The organism is candidate division KSB1 bacterium, assembly GCA_034521575.1.
In the GTDB taxonomy this organism is placed as follows: domain Bacteria; phylum Zhuqueibacterota; class Zhuqueibacteria; order Residuimicrobiales; family Krinioviventaceae; genus JAXHMJ01.
The window spans coordinates 2,218,272-2,238,609 of the sequence record JAXHMJ010000005.1 but is presented as its reverse complement, the minus strand read 5'-3'; the positions used below and the strand labels follow the sequence as shown (position 1 = coordinate 2,238,609).

The following is a 20,338-nucleotide window of genomic DNA, read 5'->3' as shown; positions in this document are numbered from 1 at the left end:
GTGGCATCCGGGCATGAGCAATAGCAAAAATCCAGAATCTTTGTTTATAACACAATCAGTGATCTTGCTGAAGGGTCTGAACAAGAAAATCCCCTGATCCTTACAGATCAGGGGATTTTCCAGGCTTTATAACTTTGTTACATTTTTTGCTTGTAATCCCTTGGGACTTTCTTCAACTTCGAACTCGACTTGATCGCCTTCGTCCAGAGTTTTAAAGCCATCCGATTCAATAGCTTTGTAATGCACAAACACGTCATCACCTTCTTCACGGGAGATGAATCCATAGCCTTTGGAGCTGTTAAACCACTTTACAGTTCCTGTTTCCATTAGACAAACCTTTCCTTTAAAAAAACAAAACCTTTATCTCTGAACTTGGCCCAAGAAAAGTCCGAAATACTCGAAGAAGTTTGTTTTACATGATTTGAAAAAATTTTTTCAAACTGTGGTAAAACAAGGGAAAGACAGAGATCCTTAGTTGACAGGAAAACTTACAAAATAATAAAATAAAACGCAACAATTTTTATGACAAAATATTACATTTATCTGGTTTGCAGCCAGCTGTCCAAATGGGCTGCGCAACCCGAATTTTATGGTAGAGAAAAACCTGGTGCTTTAAAAAGGAAATTTATATATTGTTTTAATTTTAACCTTTGAAAGGAAAACATATGAAAATTTATCTACTCACACTGATGATTTCAGTCGTTTTTTGGGCCTGTTCCAGCCAATCGGTTTCCGAAAAACAGCCTGTTATATTGGATACAGATGCCAATAACGAACTGGACGATCAGCATGCAATCGCTTATTTGCTGTTCAATGGAGATGAATTTGAGGTGGAAGGAATTACTGTAAACCGCACAAATAATGGAGGGGATATACACGAGCAGGCGCAGGAGGCTCAGCGCGTGGTCCGGTTATGCAGTTTGCAGGGTGTTGTTTCTGTCACAAAAGGTGCGGACGGCTCATTTACAGAAATCCGGGATCAACTGGATCAGCCGGATTTTGACGGTGCTGATGCTGTTAATCTGATCATTGAAAAAGCACATGAAATAAAGGGCCGGAAGCTATTATTGCTTCCTGTTGGCAAACTCACCAATATTGCGCTTGCCCTGGAGAAAGATCCTGCTATTATTCCAAAGGTTAAGGTATTGTGGCTGGGATCAAATTATCCGAAGCCCGGAGAATATAATCAGGTAAACGATGAACCATCTGTTAATGCCGTACTGGAGAGCCGTGTCGAATTTGAAATTGTCCTTGTGCGTTACAATGAACCGTCCGGAACGGATGCAGTGCGGGCAACTCTGGAAGAAATTCGAACCAATATGCCGGGAGCAGGTCCGGAAATAGCAGAGCCGGTGACAGGCCGGCACGGTGGAGAGTTTACTTGTTTTGGTGATTATTCGGTGGATTTATTCGAGCACATTGATTTACACGGAGAACCGCCGTCCCGCGCCCTGTTTGATATGGCTGCGGTAGCGATCGCCAAGAATCCTGCATGGGCACAACCGGATACCATTCCCGCCCCCATTCTGGTAAATGGAGAGTGGCAGGAGCGTCCGAATAATGATCGTAAAATTGTGATCTGGGAACAATTTGACCGTGAAGCGATAATGACTGATTTCTATGACACTATGGAAAATTATCAGTTAATTGAATAGGTTAGACCGTACAATAAATCAACCGGATTAACGGCTCCTGCAACGTTCGACTGCATTTTTCCATGCTTTAAGCTTTGCCAGTCTGTGACGCTGGGCCATGTTCGGTGTGAACTGACGCTCCACTTTTCTGATTGATTCAATATCAGATGTCGTCCAAAAATTTGCACCCAGTCCGGCCAGAAAAGCGGCTCCCATGGCTGTGGTCTCGATAATTTGCGGGCGCTCTACGGTGATATTCAAGAGATCAGCCTGGAATTGCATTAAAAAATCATTGGCTGCGGCGCCGCCGTCCACCCGGAGCTCTTTGATTTGCAGATGCGCGTCTGCTGCCATGGACTGCATGACGTCCCAGCTCTGATATGCAATAGATTCCAGTCCGGCACGCACAATATGTTCGCGGCTTGCGCCGCGGGTCAGGCCGGTAATGATGCCGCGGGCGTCTGAATCCCAATGCGGTGCGCCGAGACCGACAAAGGCCGGCACCAGGACCACCCCGTTGGTATCCTGAATAGTATCTGATAGTTCCCCGGTTTCTGCAGCGGATTCGATCAAAGCGATATCGCGCATCCATTGAACCACCGCCCCCGCCATGAACACAGACCCTTCCAGAGCATAACAGGGGGTTCCTTTGGCGTCACAGGCCAGGGTGGTGAGCAATTGATGCCCGGATTCGATGGGCTGCTCGCCGGTGTTCATCACAATAAAACATCCGGTGCCGTATGTGTTTTTGATCAAACCGGGCTCCCAGCAGTTCTGGCCGTAAAGCGCGGCCTGCTGATCACCGGCCACACCGGTGATCGGAATATCCGAAAGTTCAGGCAGTTCGGATTTTCCAAACTCGGCGGAAGAGTTCAACACCTCCGGCAGACATTCATGCGGAATGTCCAGTGTTTCCAGCAGTTCATTATCCCATGTTTTGTCGTATATATTGTACAGCAGCGTGCGCGATGCGTTGGTCATATCGGTCACATGCTGCTCTCCGCCGGTCAGCTTGTAGATCAGCCAGCTGTCAATGGTGCCGAAACAGATTTCTCCCTTTGCCGCACGCTCGCGTGTTCCGGGGAGATGGTCAAACAACCATTTCAATTTTGTACCGGAGAAATAAGCGTCCAGGATCAGTCCGGTGCGTTCCCGAAAAAGCGGTTCCAATCCCTGTTCTTTCAGCTGGGTGCACATGCCGCTCGTACGACGGCACTGCCAGACGATAGCATGATACAGCGGTTCTCCGGTTTCACGATCCCACAATACCGTGGTTTCCCTCTGATTGGTGATCCCGATGGCGGTTATCTCATTTGCGCTGGTAGCGGTATCTGAGAGAATTTGTTTGATCAGGTTGCGGGTAACCGTCCAGATTTCCTGTGCATCGTGTTCTACCCAGCCGCTCTGGGGATAGAACTGCTTAAATTCAGAGTAAACGCTGTTTACCAGGGTGCCGCTCTGATCCAGCAGCAGAACAGTCGTGCCGGTGGTACCCTGGTCAATGGTTAAAATATAGGACGGCATATTGTTCTCCCTAATTTATTCTCTTGTGTTCCAATATAGAAACAATTTTATCGACCGTCAACCTGAAAATTTTAGAAAATTGCGGGATGAAACGATCAGGATTGGGTATTTCGTCTGAGCAGAAATGCGAACAGGAGGGCAAAACTCAAATTAAACGCCAGCAGCCAGAACAGATGCGGGATGATCATGTGCAGACCATGACCGTAACTGATGAGCTGATGAAAGGCCCGCAATGCAATGCCGGACGGTAGAATCCGGGCAATCACAGCCATCCAGCCGGGAACAATTTCGATCGGCCACCAGCATCCACTCAACGCGGCCATCCCGAGAGCTGTCATCAGGGCAATGCCGTTCAGCTGTTCCCGCCGCTTGACCAGCATGGCCAGGGTTAATCCCATGGCCGCGCAGCAGGCCGCGAATACCAGCGCCAACAGAATGACAGCGGCAAGGGATGGTCCGTAATGGATGTCAAAGAGGAAACGCCCGGCAGCGATCAGGATAATCATTTGTATCAATCCGATCAGCGTTGTTCCGGTCCATTTCCCCAGGAAAAATTGATTTTCAGAGATCGGCGACAGGCGTATGCGGCTCAGCATACCCTTTTCGCGTTCTTCCATCAGAATTTCGCCGGCATAGATGAATACAATGATCAGTGTGAACATGATAATGTTGGCCGGAACCTGATGATTGTATCCGCTGGGAATGATTTTGTATTTGCCGGAATATTCAGAATGCAGCGAAACCAGCGAGGCTCGTCTGTCCAGTTGCTCGAACTGGTTTGCCGCCGGCTCGGTGTTTTGCAGCTCCAGTCTGGCAAGATCGGCCATCAGACGCATCGTCGCTTTTCTCAGCGCCATTTCAGCCGTAGCTTCTGCTTCCTGATTGGTTCCCGATTTGGTGACAAAGGGCAGTTCGACCGGTTTATTGGCGAGCACCCGGGCGGAAAACGAATCCGGGATGGTGAGAAAACGCACATTGATAGAGGAAGGAAAGGAATCCTGTAGATGAATTTGTAGATTTTCACTGCTCAGATGTTCAAGCAATCGTTGGGAAAGCAGGCCGTCATCCTGATTCCAAACCTGAAGATCAGCTTTGGCGTCTTTTGGGCTTGAATTTGAACGAAAGGAATTGCCAAAGATCAGGATATAGAACAGGGGAATTAAAAGCATCCAGATGACCGCCGATTTGTCGCGAATCACCAGGCGAAGCGTGTTAATGATCAGGGCATAGACTTTCATGACATTACCTTTTTGCGCTGAACCGGCAGGGCAATGAGCATGGACAACACAGCAATTGCTGCCAATACAATAAGGTGAGTGTGTATGGCGGCAAATCCGGTTTCCCGGAAAAACAGAACCTGAATGCCATCGGTGCCCCAATAGACCGGTGAAATGACGGCGATTGATTTAACAAACCCCGGAAGGCTCCCCAGCGGAATCATACCGCCGCCCACCACACTGAAAAAAATGATAACGGCGGGCAGGACTGAATTGGCAATATTGCGCCGCGTGACAAAGGCATGCAGCAGTCCGATGAGTCCCGCGGATGCGGCGGCGATGACCAGAGTCAGTACAATGAACGGCACGATGGAATGTGCCGGACAGCGGAATCCGAAAAACAGAAAGGCCACTCCCCAAACCAGTCCAAAAGCGATGAGGGCGGAGAAAAACAGATAGAGTTGTTTGGAGATCAAATAATGAGACGGTGATGCCGGTGCAACCAGGATGCGGTGCAGGGTTTTATTTTCGCGCTCTTTTAGCTGCTGGGACGCAACGGAATTTAAAATGAACAGCAGCATCATTGTGGATATTCCGCTTAAAAAATACGCAAATAAAGAAGCGCCCTTAAACCGCTCTTCTTGCGGGCGAGCCTCTTGTTTGTCAATGCTGATCGGAGAGTTGAATATCCGGGCGCCGCCGCGTTTCATCAGTTGATTGATCGCCACGGCAATGGCTGAAATTTGCGCATCCGATGGTTCATCGGTATCCATTTGTTCACGGATCATGGCGAGCGGTTCTGAAGCAATGTGCACCAGCCGGTCCGCGCCTTGGGTTAAAATGGAGAGCGCTTCTTCTGCAATTTTGGGTCCAAAGGCCTGAGCCGGATTTTTGATCAATTGCAGGTCTACGGGGTTTTGATTCAAAAGGGAATCAGCAAATCCTTTGGGGATGATCAACAAAGCGGAGGCTTTGTCCTGACGGACGCGCTCCCGACCTTTTTCTTCTGTGATCTGCTCGATCTCGAACAGATTTTTTAGTTCACCCTGAGCAAAGGCGGATTTCAGGAAGCGGCTTGCCAGACTGCTGTCGTGATCGGCGATGACCAGAGTGGATCGCGGCATGACAGAGTCCTGACTGTCCCCGCTGTTGAATACCAGGTTCATAAGCAGCGCCAGCACCAGCGGCATACTGATGAGCAGAATAAACCCCCACGGGTTTTTCCCGAGACTCTGCAAATCTTTGTAAAACAGTTTCCGGATCAATCGCGCAGCTCCCGTCCCGTGAGTTTGATAAACACGGAATCCAGACTGGGTTCTTTGATCTGCAGGCTGTTCATGGAAAAACCGGTCCTGATCAAAGCCTCGATAAATTCACCTTCACCCACTTGCGACGGCAGTGTAAAGATGACGGCCTCATTTTGCAGATTTTCCACCCCCACCGTTGGATAGTTTGACTTTATCTTTTTCAGGAGCGCCGGATCCGACGAGTCCATCAATTGGATCAAAGTGTTTTCTCCCACGATGTTCCTGAGCTCCTCCTTTGTACCGGTGGCAAGCAACTTTCCGTGATCCATGATTGCAATCCGGTCACACAGCTTGTCCGCTTCATCCAGATAGTGAGTGGTATACAGGATCGTGGTGCCTTTTTGAGCGATCTGCTGAACCGTGTCCAGCATATTATAGCGTGCCTGGGGATCAATGCCCACCGTCGGTTCGTCAAGCAAAAGCAGTTCCGGCTCGTGAACCATACCCGCTGCCATGTTCAGCCGCCGTTTCATACCTCCGGAATAGGTCTTTACCGGATCTTTGGCCCGGTCACTCAGGCCGAACAGCTCCAATAGTTCATCAATGCGTTTGCGCAGCGGTTTGCCGGACAGGTCATACAGTCCGCCCCAAAACGTCAGGTTGTCCAGTGCGGTCAGGTCTTCGTACAAGGCAATTTCCTGCGGAACCACACCCAGTTTTTTCCGAAGGTGGCGTTTGTTGGCTAAAAGCTCCTGGTCATTCAAGTAAATGGCGCCCCGGTCGGGTTTGAGCAATGAACAGATCATCTGTATGGTTGTTGTTTTTCCCGCTCCGTTGGGTCCCAGGAACCCAAAAATTTCTCCGGCCGTCACCTCGAACGAAATGTGGTCAACCGCCATGAGTTGGCCAAACTGCTTGGTTAACTGATCGACTCTGAGCATAATGCACCGTTTTGAATGATTGTTTTGATCCAAACAACCTTACGAATTAAAAGGCCGGGTGTTACAAAAAAAAAGCGGGCTATAACATCCCGCTCTTTTATGAATCGATTATGTGCCCATTGTCCAGCTGGACAAGTATTCTTTTTGCTCTTCGGTCAATTCGTCAATTTGAATGCCCATGGCTTCCAGTTTCAGGCGCGCTACCCAGTCTTCAATAGAGGCCGGTACATTGTGAACCTGAACATCAAGGTTACCGTCATTTTGCACAACCCATTCCGTTGCCAGCGCCTGGGTGGCAAAACTCATGTCCATAACTGAGGCGGGATGTCCTTCCGCGGCGGCAAGATTGATCAGCCGGCCGTCCGCCAGCAAAAAGACCCGGTTGCCGTTTTCAAGCACGTATTCATCCACCTGAGGACGAACCTCGCGTGGACCTTTTTTTGCAATTTTTTTCAGACCATCAATATCGATTTCCACATTAAAGTGCCCTGAATTGGCCACAATGGCGCCGTCTTTCATGAGTTTCATATGTTCGGCGCGGATCACATGGATATCGCCGGTCAATGTGCAGAACAGATCCCCGATTTTTGCCGCTTTTTCGATGGGCATAACGCGGAATCCGTCCATCGCCGCTTCCAGGGCGCGGATCGGGTCCACTTCAACGACGATAATATTAGAGCCCATGCCCCGGCAGCGCATGGCAAAACCGCGGCCGCACCAGCCGTAACCGCCCACAACCACGTTTTTCCCGGCCAGCAGGATATCGGTTGCGCGGATAATGCCGTCCACCGTAGACTGTCCGGTACCGTATCGGTTGTCAAACATATTTTTGGTCATGGCATCGTTCACCGCAATGACAGGAAATTTAAGCGCGCCGTCGTTCGCCATAGCCCGCAGGCGAATCACTCCGGTAGTGGTTTCTTCCATGCTGCCGATAATTTTGGCACTCATTTCCGGATAATCACTGTGAATATTGGACACCAGGTCAGCACCGTCGTCCATGGTTACAACCGGACCATGTTCAATGGCTGCACGCAAATGTTCGTAATAGGTTTTGTGATCTTCACCCTTGATGGCAAATACCGGAATTTCGTAATCCTTGACCAGAGATGCGGCAACGTCGTCCTGGGTGGACAAGGGATTGGATGCACAAAGCACCACATCCGCACCGCCGGCCTTTAATGTTCGGGCCAGGTTCGCTGTTTCGGCTGTGATGTGCAGACAAGCCGACATTTTGCGGCCTTTTAACGGCTGTTCTTCGGCAAACCGTTCCCGCACTTTTTGCAGAACCGGCATATCATTGTCGGCCCATTCTATCCGCACCTTGCCTTTAGATGCGAGCTTTATATCTTTGATATCGTATTGCACATATCCTCCATATGTTAAAAATGAATTTTATTTAAACGCATCTATTTTATCGGTTTTTTCCCAGGTAAACTCATCACCGTCGCGGCCGAAATGACCATAGGCTGCGGTTTTTCTATAGATCGGGCGCCTCAGATCGAGCATGCTGATAATTCCTCGCGGTGTCAGATCAAAGTTATCCCGAACCCTTTTGCTGATCTCGGCGTCGTCGGCTTTACCGGTTGCAAATGTATCCACCAGCACAGACACCGGTTCGGCGACCCCGATCGCATACGCCAGCTGGATTTCGCATCGTTTTGCCATACCCGCGGCGACAATGTTTTTAGCCACGTATCGGGCCGCATAAGCCGCTGACCGGTCGACTTTGGACGGATCTTTACCGGAAAATGCGCCGCCGCCGTGACGTCCGTATCCGCCGTAAGTATCCACAATAATTTTACGTCCGGTGAGTCCGGCGTCGCCCTGTGGTCCGCCGATTACAAAACGTCCGGTCGGATTGATATGGAAAACAGGGCCGTTTTGGGGCAGCATCTTTTCCGGCAGTACCGGCAAAATGACGTGTTCAATGATTTCTTTGCGTATTTTTTCCTGAGTGACATCAGGATTGTGCTGAGTGGAAATGACAACGGTATCTATTTCCACAGGTTTGTCGTCTACATATTTAACGGTAACCTGTGATTTTCCGTCAGGACGTAAAAAATCAAGTTCTCTGCGTTTTCGCACCGTAGCGAGCCGTTTGGTCAACTGATGCGCCAACTGGATCGGCATCGGCATGAGTTCGGGCGTTTCATCACAGGCGTATCCAAACATCATACCCTGATCGCCGGCGCCTTCCCGGTCCACGCCCATGGCGATATCACCCGACTGCTGATCGATACTGGTCAGAACAGCGCAGGTTTGATAGTCAAATCCATATGCGGCATCTATATATCCGATTTTTTTAACGGTATCGCGCGTAACCTCTGGAATATCAACATAAGTGGACGTGGTGATTTCACCGCCGACCAGAACCAGGCCGGTTGTTACAAACGTCTCACAGGCCACGCGCCCGCGCGGGTCTTCTTCAAAAACCGCGTCCAGTACTGCATCTGATACTTGATCCGCTATTTTGTCCGGATGTCCTTCTGTTACCGATTCTGAAGTGAAAAGCATATACTGGTCTCCTCTATTATGATAAAAACTCGAATAATTTTTTGTTAGTTTGATGATAATACCAACAATTTATTTCTTTTGCTTAAATATCTTGTTAATCGCTGTTGGCCAGTTTAATAAACATGAGGTCACGAAACTTTTTGCTGAATACCATCTGAAGGTATTCGAGTGTTTCCCGGCCGGTGCTGAAACTCATGGCTTTTTCGGCCAAATTACTGCATTCGGCAAAATCCACCCGTCTGATAATATCTTTAACCGCCAGCAAAGAAACCGGACTGACGCTGAATTCATCCAGTCCCAGTCCAAGAAGCACCATGGTTGCCAATGGATCACTTGCCATTTCTCCGCACATCCCAACCCAGGCTCCTTCTTCATGACCTTTTTTAATAATATCACTAATCAGACGTAAGACCGCTGGATTGAACGGCTGATACATATAAGAGATGTTTTCATTACCGCGATCCACTGCAATGGTGTATTGTACCAGATCGTTGGTTCCGATGCTCAAAAAGTCGCATTCCCGCGCCAACAGATCAGCAATGATTGCAGAAGAAGGGACTTCGATCATCACGCCTATGGGTATATGATCAGCGACTTGCATAGTTTCACTTTTTAATTCCTGTTTCACTTCTTCCGTGGTCTGCAGGCAATAGCGCAATTCGTGCATACAGGAAATCATGGGAAACATGAGCTTAATATTGCCGTACGCACTGGCTCTGAGAATGGCGCGCAATTGTGTGCGGAACAATTCTTTTCCGACGTCGCTGTACAAACGCGCGCCCCGTAATCCCAGAAACGGGTTTTTCTCGGCGGGCAGGTCTATGCTCTGCGGCGGCTTGTCGCCGCCCAGGTCAAACGTGCGGATAATGAGCGGCTGCCCGTTTAGTTTTTGAGCGATTCGTTTGTATTCTTTAACTGATATTCTTCAGACGGCAGTTGCCGGTCTGCAAGAAAGAGATATTCCGTCCGGTACAGACCAATGCCGTTGCCACCGTTTTCAATCACGCTATCGACTTCGGACGGAAATTCGATATTCGAGGCAACTTCAATGTCCTTGCCATCCTTTGTGCGCGGGGGCAGTGAACGCACCTGCTCGAGTTTTTTCTCGAATTTTTGATAATCCGCGAGACGCTTTTCATAGAGTTTTCGGGTTTTAGAATTCGGGTTCACGATCAGCAACCCGGCGTTGCCGTCAATGATGACCCAATCCCCGTCAGAAATGGAATCACCGGCGTTGTGCAGCGCCACAACAGCGGGTACATTCATGGAACGCGCGACAATAGTGGCATGTGAAGTCCGCCCGCCAAAGTCCATGCGCAAATCCCAACACTTTGTCTGTTTCCAGACTGACCGTATCCGAGGGTGTGAGTTCTTTGGCAAATATCACGGCCGGCTCTTTCAACCGATTAAAGTATACGGGATGATGTCCCTGGATATGCCGGATCACCCGGCATTTCAAATCATACAGATCCGCGGCCCGCGCCCGAAAATATTCATCCTCCATCTCGGCAACCTGAGCTTCGAATCGCTCCATCACATCTTTAAAGGCATGGTCAGCGCTTTTCCGCTTTTCACGAATTCCCTTTTCAGTACCCTCGATGACCATCGGATCATCGAGCATGGTTTGGTGTACCTGGAAAATTTTTGCGCTTTCTTTACTCAGCGAGCGCTTTGATTTTTTGACCAGCCCGTCCAGTTCTGACTTTGCTTTTTGCAGCGCCTGATGGTAGCGCTCCAGTTCTGACTTTATCTCCGATTCATCAATCGTGCGTGGCTCTACATCCAGTACATTTCCGCCGATAGAAAAGATCTTTCCAATTGCGATACCGGGCGAGGCCGGAACACCGTGGAACACCTTTTCACTATTTGCCGATTTTTGAGGTGACATTAGCTATGATTCCATTCTTCTTTATTTTCTAATTCATCGAAAATTCCTTCAAGCGCTTCCAAAGCGTCTGTTTCATCATCTCCTTTGATTTGCAGTTCCACTTTAGAACCCTGACTGGCCTCGAGCATCAATATACCCATGATGCTTTTGGCGTTGATTTGGTCCCCCTCTTTTGAAAGAAATATATCAGAAGAGAACTGGGATGCGGTTTCAACAATGAGGCGCGCGGGCCTTGCATGAATACCATAGGCGTTTTTGATGGTAAATGATTTTTTAATCATGTGATCTATATCCTTATCTATATCCAAAAAAATAGCCATCCAATGATCAAACTTGAGGCTATGATGATCAAAATAATAATATTGACGGATATGCTTTTTTTAATCAACACATAACCCGCTACAAGTGAAACGACAAACGATATAAATACAGAATCACCCTGGATCAGACTCCAGTGTGATGCGGCGATGATTAATAATCCCGCCACCAACAAGGCGGCCGCTTTTACCCAAATGATGTATTTGTTCATTTTTTCAAATGAAATGTGCTGCACCACACTGAAACCGTATTTATAACCGGAGAGCAGACCTTTGGTGCGCACATAGAGATGCGGTATATTGTAAAGAATTAGGTAGACAACCGCACCCAGGTATCCGACTGTGAGTGCAATTAAAACACCCAGACTCGCTGCAAAGGGCTTGATACTGTCCCAGAACAGTCGATCACCCATAACTCCCAGCGGTCCGGTCATTCGTTCCTTGAACATGTTGATATCACTCACCTGATCAATATCGTTGTTGACCGAGTTTTCCTCTTCTTTGGCAATGGCACCCAAAGCAAAGCTGGCAAAATAAGGGTGCGCATTAAAAAAACTCAAATGCCGGCGCAAGAACTGGTCTCTTTTGTCCTCATCCGTGTAAAGACGTTTGGCCACCGGGATGGCGCAAAAACAAAAGCCGATACCGATCATGGATTCGTAATTCCACACACCCTGTATAAACAAGCATCTGAATAATATGGAGATCAGGTCTCTGTATGTCAATGTTTTCGGTGTCACAGATAAAAAAACAGCGCTCCCATCAAGAGTCCGAGGATTACCAACCATTTATATTTGTTCTTACGAAGCACCATATTTAATAAAAAAGCGCAACCGGCTCCAAGCAATGCTCCGCCCACGGGTTTAAAGACGGGATCATAGCGGAGTGGAATCTGCTGGATAATGGTTGTCAGCGGATAATACAAAACAGCAATCGCGGTCAGGGTCAGGCCGAATCCGAGAATAAAAGCCAGGAACAAACCGGAATACTGGGCGATGGCTACATTTCTAATATTTATGGTTTTATGTTCAATCAAATGATCATATGTTTTTACATTAATGGATCGCATTTTTTTTACAAGCAGGCCTCCGACGATGCTCATACCGAGAGCGATGGCCAGGGATATCGTGAGTACAAGGGAAAGGCGCGGAGACACACGGAGGATCAGAACAGCCAAAGCCGCGGCAACCACTGCACCTACGTTGCCTTCTGAAAAAGTTGCGGCGCCGACCGGCAACTCGCAAATATAAACCAGTTCCATCAACATGCCGAATAAAAAGGCGACAGGTGCGTTTCCCAAAATCAATCCGGCGACGGTGCAGGCGACCAGAGGCCTGGAGATCATGATCTGCAAGGCTGCTGTCGTGTCCAGGGCAACGATCCCGCCCCACAGGCTTACCAGTAAAATTTCAGGCCACATTCTTTTTTCCTCCAAAATAAACACTATATTAAAGAATTTCCACCAAAGAATCAACCAAAAAAGAGAGAGCGGGGGATATTGGCAGGATTCTTGAAACTTTTAGGGGGGCTTGCGTATTAAACAACGGAACACAGTCGAATGAAAACGTTTCAAAAGCGAGGACCAGGATGCGTTTGTTTTTTCTATTATGTTTCATCGCGGGTACCCTGTTTGCGCAGGACGATCATCTGATTGAATTTGAAATCAAAGATCAATTCGATCGTTTGCATACCCATCATGAATTACAGGACAGCGTCGCGATCCTGATCGGCAGCGGTCGACCCGGCTCCAAATACAATATGCAATGGGGAAATCAACTGGGACGCAGATTAGAGGAAAACGGGTTGTTTGAGAAAGTCATATTTGTCGCTCACGCCGATCTTCGGGGGGTGCCCGGATTCCTGAAAGGGTTTGTAACGTCAAAATTTCCGCAGGATAAACAAAAATGGACGCTGATGGATTGGGATGGCGTGCTTGCTCAGGCGTATCAGTATAATCCCAAGACATCCAATATTCTGGTGTTCAACCGCAACGGCGTATTGGTCGAGCACATGACAGGCCTTGAACCCACAAACACCGACATTGATACGTTATATCAAATTATCAAACCACTGGCGGAAAAACAACCGCATTAGCTGCGCCGGTAATGGTTGGTGATCGGCATCCGCCGGTCCTTGCCAAACGACATCGACGTGATTTTAATGCCCGGAGCGGCCTGACGACGCTTGTACTCGTTTCGATCCACCAACGCGGTAATGCGGGTGACGGTTTCCGGGTCATGTCCCGCCTCGATGATTTCCCGGGCTCCCATAGAGTGTTCGATATAGAGTCTGAGTATTTCGTCCAGCTCATCATAGGGCGGTAAAGAGTCCTGATCCTGCTGGTCCGGCTTGAGTTCGGCGGACGGCTGTTTGTTCATGATTTCATTCGGGATAAAATCAAACCCCGCTTTTGCATTGCGGTATTTCGCCAGCCTGTAGACTCTTCCTTTTTTCACGTCCATCAGCGGAGCAAATCCTCCGACCATGTCGCCGTATATGGTGCAATACCCGACACTCAGCTCGCTTTTGTTACCGGTGGCCAGAGCCAGCCAGCCGAATTTATTGGAAAGCGCCATAACCAGATTACCCCGAATACGCGCCTGCAGGTTCTCCTCAGTTACATCTTCCGCAAGATTTGAAAACACAGGTTTCAATAACTCGATGACAGAATCAAAGACTGAGCGGATTGGCAGTGTAATCGACTCAAGACCCATATTACGGCATAATAGTTCAGAGTCATCCACACTGCCGCGCGTGCTGTACTGCGACGGCATGATCACCGGATGCACATGTTCGCTGCCCAGCGCATCAACTGCGATTGCTGAAACCAGAGCCGAGTCGATGCCGCCGCTCAGACCAAAAACCACATCGGTAAAGCCGTTTTTACTGACATAATCTTTCAGGCCCAGAATCAGCGCCTTGTAAAGCTCTTCCGTTGCATCCAGGCGCCTGAGCGGTGTGTCTGATGCTTTCAATACCGGTTTTTCGGATTTTTGAATCATCATGTCAACCGTAGTGACGTGCCTGAACCGGGTTGTGCAATTTTTGACCCTATCGGAAAAGTCCTGCTGCTCCCGGCGTTCGCGCAGCCGACTGACATTTAGGTCAACCTGGATCAGGTCCGTTTCAAATGATCTGCCCGCGGCAATCAGGTCGCCCTGATCATCCATCACCAGACTTTGTCCGTCAAACACCAGTTCATCCTGTCCCCCGACCAGATTGGTATAAGCCATGATGGAATGGGTGCGCCGGCAATGCTCGCGGATCAATTGGTAGCGCTGCACATTCTTACCGGTGGTAAACGGAGAGGCGGATATATTCACGAGAATTTCTGCGCCTCCGGTCAGGGCTTCGCACTCGATGACGCTGTCTTTGACCCAGATGTCTTCACAAATACTGATTCCAACCTTGACAGATCCCACATCCAGAACCAGCGGCGCTGAACCGGATGTAAAATAACGTTCTTCATCAAACACGCTGTAATTGGGTAGTTCAATTTTATGATATACCGCTTTTAAACTCTGATCCTGAATAACCGCTGCTGCATTGTATAAATCCCCTTGAGCTTGATCAACAAAGCCGAGAACCGTAATAATGCTGGAATTTTGCCGGATAATATCATCCAGGATGCGGCGCTGGGCTTTGATAAAATGCGGCCGCAGCAAAAGATCTTCCGGCGGATACCCGGTAATGGCCAGTTCGGGTAAGACGACCAAATCACAGCCGTTGCGTTCCGCCTGTTTGATACTTTGAATAATTTTTTTGTAATTACCGTCCAGGTCACCTACAATTGTATTGATCTGAACCTGTCCCATGCGCAGAGAATTCATGGATTTTACCGTTTAGTGATTTTATTTTTCCATAAAAATAAGTATTTTTAACCCTTATGACAAATATTTTCTATAAAGATACATGCGGCGCGGGTTAATTGTTTGATTTTAAAGCCGCGGCTTTGTACATTAACGTTATTTTATTATAACCAGGGAGCTGGACATGAAACATTATCTTGTGACAGGAGGGAGCGGATTTATCGGCAGCAATTTTATTCGCTATTTGTTCAAAACAGGGGGTGAATCGGTAAAGATCACCAACCTCGACAAGCTGACCTATGCGGGAAATCCGGAAAACCTCAAGGACATTCAGGATAATCCAAACTATACGTTTATCAAGGGAGATATTTGTGACAAACCATTGGTTCATGATTTGATGAAGGATGTGGATATCGTGGTGAATTTTGCTGCGGAAAGCCACGTTGACCGCTCTATCGGTTCACCGGACGAGTTTATTATGACCGATGTCTTTGGTACCTTTTCTCTGCTGGAGGCGGCGCGGCTGCATCCCATTGAAATGTTTGTGCAGATCAGCACCGACGAAGTCTACGGCAGCATTAACGAGGGATCGTTCAAGGAAACGGATCCACTGGAACCGTCCAGTCCTTATTCCGCCTCCAAGGCGGGAGCCGACCGGCTGGCGTTTTCCTATACAGTGACCTACGATCTTCCGGTCATTATCACCCGCTGTTCCAATAATTACGGACCGTTTCAGTATCCTGAAAAGCTGATCCCCCTGTTTGTGACCCATGCCCTAAATGATAAATCATTGCCGATCTACGGAGACGGCAAAAACATACGCGACTGGATATATGTTTTAGACCATTGTGACGCTATCCAGTTTTTGATTAAAAACGGCAAGTCAGGACAGGTTTACAATATCGGCGCGGACAATGAGCGCATGAATATCGAAATCACGGATACGATTCTGGAAACGTTGAATAAACCGCAATCGCTCAAAACCTATATCAAAGACCGGCTGGGACATGACCGCCGTTATTCACTGGATTGCCAAAAGATAAGAGCCATGGGCTGGACGCCCAAACACGATTTTAAAGAGGCTATACAGGAAACCATCCAATGGTACGTTGACAATCGGAGCTGGTGGGAACCCATCAAAACCGGTGAGTATCTGGACTATTATAAGCAGCATTATGAAGAATCAGGGGAATAGAGGAGGAATTATGCAGCTGGAACAGAAAATAAAGGACAAATCAGCGAAAATCGGAATCATCGGACTGGGATATGTGGGACTGCCGTTGGCGGTTGAATTCGCGGACAGGGGGTTCCAGGTGACGGGTATCGATAATAATGCCGCCAAAGTTGAAATGATCAACAACGGCCGTAATTATATTGATGATGTTGCCGATGAACGGCTTGAGAAAAACGTAAAGGCGGGGCGGCTGGCTGCGGTTGCGGATTATACCCATATCAGCAAGATTGATGTGATCTATATCTGTGTTCCGACACCCTTTACGCAAAACAAGGAACCGGACGTTTCCTATATCGAACATGCCTCCAGAGCCATTGCCTCCGGACTGCGCCAGGGTCAGTTGATTATTCTCAAAAGCACCACGTTTCCGGAAACCACTGAAGGCGTTGTACAGCCGATTCTGGAAGAGACCGGTATGCAGGTGGGTCAAGATTTTTATCTCGCCTTTTCCCCGGAACGCATCGATCCCGGGAATAAAAAATGGACCACATCAACCACACCCGTGGTGGTTGGCGGTGTCACGGAAACATGCACAAACCTGGCTGCGGCGGCCAATCAAGCGATTATTGATAAAGTGGTCAAGGTTTCTTCTCCCAAAGTGGCGGAAATGGAAAAGCTGCTGGAAAATATATTTCGCAGCGTTAATATTGCCCTGGTGAATGAAATGGCGCGTTTGTGCGACCGTATGGGCGGCATTGATATCTGGGAGGTGGTGGACGCTGCAGCAACCAAACCTTACGGCTATATGCCGTTTTATCCGGGACCCGGAATCGGCGGGCATTGTATCCTGATCGATCCCTATTATTTATCATGGAAAGCGCGCGAGTATGACTTTCATACCCAGTTCATCGAACTGGCGGCTACCACCAATGAAGATATGCCCTTTTACGTTCTGGGACTCATCCGGCGCGCCCTGAGTCAGGTGGGCGCACCGTTTGAAAACGGGAATATTCTGATGCTCGGTGTGGCATTTAAAAAGGATGTGGATGACACCCGCGAATCTCCGGCGCTCAAGATTATTAAATTTCTGAAACAGCGCGGCGCCAAAAATATTAATTATAATGATCCGCATGTGCCTAAACTCGAGATTCAGGGTGCGACCTATATTACAGTTGAATTGACAAAAGAAAATTTACAAAACGCGGACGTGGTGGTGATTACCACCAACCACTCGGCCTATGATATTGAATTTATATCCGAACATGCCAAGGCCATTGTGGATACGCGAAATATGACAAAAGGCTTGAAAGACAAATCTAAAGTCGCCAAACTTGGAGCCGGGGAACTGTTTTAATATGTCAAAAAAGATCATAAATGTGGTGGGAGCGCGTCCGAATTTTATGAAAATCGCGCCCATCCACCGTCAGATGCAATCGATTTCCGGGCTGGAACCGCTTCTGATCCATACCGGCCAGCACTATGATGAAAAAATGTCAAAAACGTTTTTTGTGGATCTGGAAATGCCGGAACCGGATATTTATTTGGGCGTGGGGTCGGGATCGCACGCGGCGCAAACCGGCGCGATTTTGATCGAAATGGAAAAAATCTGCATGGAGCAGCATCCGGATCTGGTTGTGGTGGTGGGAGATGTCAATTCAACGCTTGCCGCTGCACTGGCCGCGGTCAAACTTAATATTCCGGTGGCGCACGTGGAAGCCGGTCTGCGCAGTTTTGACCGCAGCATGCCCGAAGAGATCAACCGCCTGATGACCGATGCGGTGTGTGATCTGCTGTTTGTCACCGAGCAAAGCGGCCTGGATAATCTGAAAAACGAAGGTGTTGATCCGGACAAAATTCACTTTACCGGCAATGTCATGATCGATTCGCTGGTCGCCAATTTGCAGAAAACCGAGAATTTGCACGCTTTTGACTTGTTTCATACCCGCCCCGGCGAATATGCGCTGATGACCATGCATCGTCCGTCCAATGTGGATGATCGCGATACGCTGGCCGGGATTCTCTCCGCACTTGAAGAAATTCAGCACGAAACGCCGATCCTTTTCCCATCCACCCGCGCACTCGCAAGATGATCTCGCAGTTCGGTATGGATGATCAGGTGCAAGTGATGCATAATCTGACTCTGGCGCCGCCGCTCGGTTATTTGTCTTTTCTCAATCTTATGGCCAATGCCCGGTTGTTGATCACGGATTCCGGGGGTATTCAGGAAGAAACCACCTACCTGCAGATTCCCTGCATTACATTGCGGGAAAACACAGAACGCCCGGTCACTGTGGATTTGGGCACCAACAAGCTTGTGGGGATGGACCCGGAACAGATTCTAAACTCGTATCGCGAAGCGATAAACGGCAGCCGCCGGCAGGGGCGGATTCCACCGTTATGGGACGGCAGAGCCGCTGAACGCATTGTGGAGGTGATTCAGAAAACCGTTTAACGGCACACAGGCGCGAGAGAGTTCAAAATACAACAGGATGTACTATAGTCCTGTTTTGTCGTACAGCTTTCCGCTGTGCGACAAACGGGAAGGGCAGGATACAGCCTTTTTCAGGATTGTGCCGCTGTCACTCGTCGCACAAGTTGGCAATTGTACGGCGAGGCCAAATATGCAGTGCAGCATCCGCGATGCTGCCGAGCAGGCATGGCCTGTGGGTGAGTTGCTGCCGTCAGACGCTGTGCTTTCATTTCTGAGCCCCGGTGCGATGTCCGCCTTTCGGCTGATTGACGCCGGGGCGGTGTGCGGACGCGGCAAAACCGGTATCGCAACGACTTTTTTCTTGCAATTACCTGAAATATCATTGAATTATGTTATGTTTATCATAAAAAGGAGGGTACAATGGCAAAACTGGTAACCGTAGAAGAACCATTACGGGAAAAACTGGGACCTAAAGCATCGGAAAGCCTGATTCATTTGATCAATAAAAGTCAGGAAGAGCAAAAGCATGAAATGTTGGAGTTTGTAGAAGAAAAATTTGAACGGCGGTTGGCGGTAGAAATATCCAAAGTCAACGAACGTATCACCACAGAAAGTTCCAAATTCAATGAGCGCCTGACGGAAGAAATCGGCAAGTTTAATGAGCGCATGACAGAAGAAATCGGCAAGGTTAATGAGCGCATGACAGAAGAAATCGGCAAAGTCAATGTGACAATTGCCGACGTTGAAAAACGTCTGGACTCAAAAATTGAGAGCACCCGCGCCGACCTCATCAAATGGATGTTTATTTTCTGGATCGGTCAAATCGGGGCGATTATGGGGTTGTTGTTTGCGTTTTTCAAATAAACTCGTTTGAAAATTGCCAATAACGTGATAAAAAACAAGGTGAATAATTTGAACACAAGCCGGCAAAGACAAAATGATCTGCAAGCAGCCACACGATGATGGCTGTAAAGACAACACGGGTGTGGATATGTTCTGAGAAAGGGCTATCCATACCGGACGCAAGCAGTAGGGTTAAAAGAACATCGGAGATACGGTACACTGGCGTACCAATGAATAAAGAGTATTTCTGAATTAGAATGACCTCTACAATCATGAATGCCATACCAAAGGCAACAGTTTGTTCCAATGGAGGCTATTGGGAAAAGCGGCAAATATCACCGGCAGTGCAACAAAAAAAGTGTTTTGCGCGGTCCCCAGCGTATTCCTCATCAAAATGGCAAACAGGGCTCCGGCTCCAATAAGATCGGCCATATAAAGCCGCGGCCTTTCTGTACTGTATCCTTAAAAAAGCAAAGCCAGCGCAACACCATGGCTGCTCTTCAAATAAAACGCCCCGGAGATCCGGGGCGCTGATTTTATTCAATGGTGAGTTCGAGGGGATAAGACAGGCGCATGGAAAATGTTTTTAGGTAATGATCCCAATCCGTTCGTGTCTGGAAATCCGGGCTCTTGCTCCATCCTGCGCCGGCGTAATACACATAGCGATTCATTTCCGGATTCACCGACAGCATCACATGTCCCTGTTTTTGCGAAAAGCGCGTCTGACCCTGCGGGATAATCACACCGCACCCCACGTAATCATGCTGTTCGTGTTTGGGCTGCCAATAGGACAACC

General features: G+C 48.4%; 19 protein-coding genes and 2 pseudogenes. 7 read left to right on the top strand and 14 right to left on the bottom strand.

All coding sequences use genetic code 11. The features are described from left to right. Positions 1-126: 126 nt before the first annotated feature. Positions 127-327: a cold-shock protein gene (locus U5R06_22985; GenBank protein ID MDZ7725607.1), complete on the bottom strand. Its 201-nt coding sequence runs from the start codon at positions 325-327 to the stop codon at positions 127-129. Between the two features lie 338 nt (positions 328-665). Between U5R06_22985 and U5R06_22980 the strand changes: the two genes are divergently transcribed. After that, a complete protein-coding gene (locus tag U5R06_22980; GenBank protein MDZ7725606.1) occupies positions 666-1,655 on the top strand; it encodes a nucleoside hydrolase in 990 nt (329 codons plus the stop codon). 27 nt (positions 1,656-1,682) lie between these two features. Here the strand turns inward: U5R06_22980 and glpK are convergent, their stop codons facing one another. The 11 genes and pseudogenes from glpK to U5R06_22925 form a co-directional block, all read right to left on the bottom strand. Then, positions 1,683-3,158: a glycerol kinase GlpK gene (gene glpK, locus U5R06_22975; protein MDZ7725605.1), complete on the bottom strand. Its 1,476-nt coding sequence runs from the start codon at positions 3,156-3,158 to the stop codon at positions 1,683-1,685. A 95-nt stretch (positions 3,159-3,253) separates the two neighbouring features. Then, complete coding sequence (locus U5R06_22970) at positions 3,254-4,396, bottom strand: ABC transporter permease (protein ID MDZ7725604.1); 1,143 nt, start codon at positions 4,394-4,396, stop codon at positions 3,254-3,256. After that, positions 4,393-5,640, bottom strand: coding sequence for an ABC transporter permease (locus tag U5R06_22965; GenBank protein ID MDZ7725603.1), 1,248 nt, complete (start codon positions 5,638-5,640; stop codon positions 4,393-4,395). Before U5R06_22965 ends, U5R06_22970 begins: the two co-directional genes overlap by 4 nt. Continuing rightward, a complete protein-coding gene (locus U5R06_22960; GenBank protein MDZ7725602.1) occupies positions 5,637-6,563 on the bottom strand; it encodes an ABC transporter ATP-binding protein in 927 nt (308 codons plus the stop codon). The genes U5R06_22965 and U5R06_22960 overlap by 4 nt, the downstream gene beginning before the upstream one ends. Positions 6,564-6,671: 108 nt before the next feature. Next, on the bottom strand, positions 6,672-7,931 hold the full coding sequence (ahcY, locus tag U5R06_22955; protein MDZ7725601.1) for an adenosylhomocysteinase: 1,260 nt from the start codon (positions 7,929-7,931) through the stop codon (positions 6,672-6,674). Between the two features lie 27 nt (positions 7,932-7,958). Beyond that, positions 7,959-9,080: a methionine adenosyltransferase gene (gene metK, locus U5R06_22950; protein MDZ7725600.1), complete on the bottom strand. Its 1,122-nt coding sequence runs from the start codon at positions 9,078-9,080 to the stop codon at positions 7,959-7,961. Between the two features lie 94 nt (positions 9,081-9,174). Continuing rightward, a pseudogene (gene ptsP / locus U5R06_22945) lies at positions 9,175-10,346 on the bottom strand (phosphoenolpyruvate--protein phosphotransferase). After that, on the bottom strand, positions 10,306-10,968 hold the full coding sequence (locus U5R06_22940; GenBank protein ID MDZ7725599.1) for a phosphoenolpyruvate-utilizing N-terminal domain-containing protein: 663 nt from the start codon (positions 10,966-10,968) through the stop codon (positions 10,306-10,308). The pseudogene ptsP and the gene U5R06_22940 overlap by 41 nt, the downstream one beginning before the upstream one ends. Then, positions 10,968-11,249: an HPr family phosphocarrier protein gene (locus tag U5R06_22935; GenBank protein ID MDZ7725598.1), complete on the bottom strand. Its 282-nt coding sequence runs from the start codon at positions 11,247-11,249 to the stop codon at positions 10,968-10,970. The genes U5R06_22940 and U5R06_22935 overlap by 1 nt, the downstream gene beginning before the upstream one ends. A 17-nt stretch (positions 11,250-11,266) precedes the next feature. After that, the gene (locus U5R06_22930) at positions 11,267-12,010 is read right to left on the bottom strand and encodes a PTS system mannose/fructose/sorbose family transporter subunit IID (GenBank protein MDZ7725597.1); all 744 of its coding nucleotides are present in this window, start codon (positions 12,008-12,010) and stop codon (positions 11,267-11,269) included. Between the two features lie 11 nt (positions 12,011-12,021). Then, complete coding sequence (locus tag U5R06_22925; protein MDZ7725596.1) at positions 12,022-12,705, bottom strand: PTS sugar transporter subunit IIC; 684 nt, start codon at positions 12,703-12,705, stop codon at positions 12,022-12,024. A gap of 167 nt (positions 12,706-12,872) precedes the next feature. Between U5R06_22925 and U5R06_22920 the strand changes: the two genes are divergently transcribed. After that, a complete protein-coding gene (locus U5R06_22920; GenBank protein ID MDZ7725595.1) occupies positions 12,873-13,379 on the top strand; it encodes a hypothetical protein in 507 nt (168 codons plus the stop codon). Here the strand turns inward: U5R06_22920 and U5R06_22915 are convergent. Then, a complete protein-coding gene (locus U5R06_22915) occupies positions 13,376-15,115 on the bottom strand; it encodes an NAD+ synthase (GenBank protein ID MDZ7725594.1) in 1,740 nt (579 codons plus the stop codon). The genes U5R06_22920 and U5R06_22915 overlap by 4 nt on opposite strands. 163 nt (positions 15,116-15,278) lie before the next feature. Between U5R06_22915 and rfbB the strand changes: the two genes are divergently transcribed. The 5 genes and pseudogenes from rfbB (at position 15,279) to U5R06_22890 (ending at position 19,563) form a co-directional block, all read left to right on the top strand. Beyond that, complete coding sequence (rfbB, locus tag U5R06_22910) at positions 15,279-16,289, top strand: dTDP-glucose 4,6-dehydratase (GenBank protein ID MDZ7725593.1); 1,011 nt, start codon at positions 15,279-15,281, stop codon at positions 16,287-16,289. A gap of 10 nt (positions 16,290-16,299) precedes the next feature. Further along, positions 16,300-17,622: a nucleotide sugar dehydrogenase gene (locus tag U5R06_22905; protein MDZ7725592.1), complete on the top strand. Its 1,323-nt coding sequence runs from the start codon at positions 16,300-16,302 to the stop codon at positions 17,620-17,622. A gap of 1 nt (position 17,623) precedes the next feature. Further along, positions 17,624-18,720: pseudogene (wecB, locus tag U5R06_22900) on the top strand (UDP-N-acetylglucosamine 2-epimerase (non-hydrolyzing)). 169 nt (positions 18,721-18,889) lie between these two features. After that, positions 18,890-19,135 carry a hypothetical protein gene (locus U5R06_22895; GenBank protein ID MDZ7725591.1) on the top strand — a complete coding sequence of 82 codons (246 nt, stop codon included), beginning with the start codon at positions 18,890-18,892 and terminating at the stop codon, positions 19,133-19,135. Continuing rightward, positions 19,120-19,563 (top strand): hypothetical protein, encoded by a 444-nt coding sequence (locus U5R06_22890; protein ID MDZ7725590.1) that lies wholly within the window; start codon positions 19,120-19,122, stop codon positions 19,561-19,563. Before U5R06_22895 ends, U5R06_22890 begins: the two co-directional genes overlap by 16 nt. Before the next feature lie 515 nt (positions 19,564-20,078). On the opposite strand, the gene U5R06_22885 is transcribed toward U5R06_22890, so the two are convergent. Then, entirely contained in the window at positions 20,079-20,336 is a 258-nt protein-coding gene (locus tag U5R06_22885; protein ID MDZ7725589.1) for a DUF4861 family protein, read from the bottom strand. Positions 20,337-20,338 lie beyond the last annotated feature (2 nt).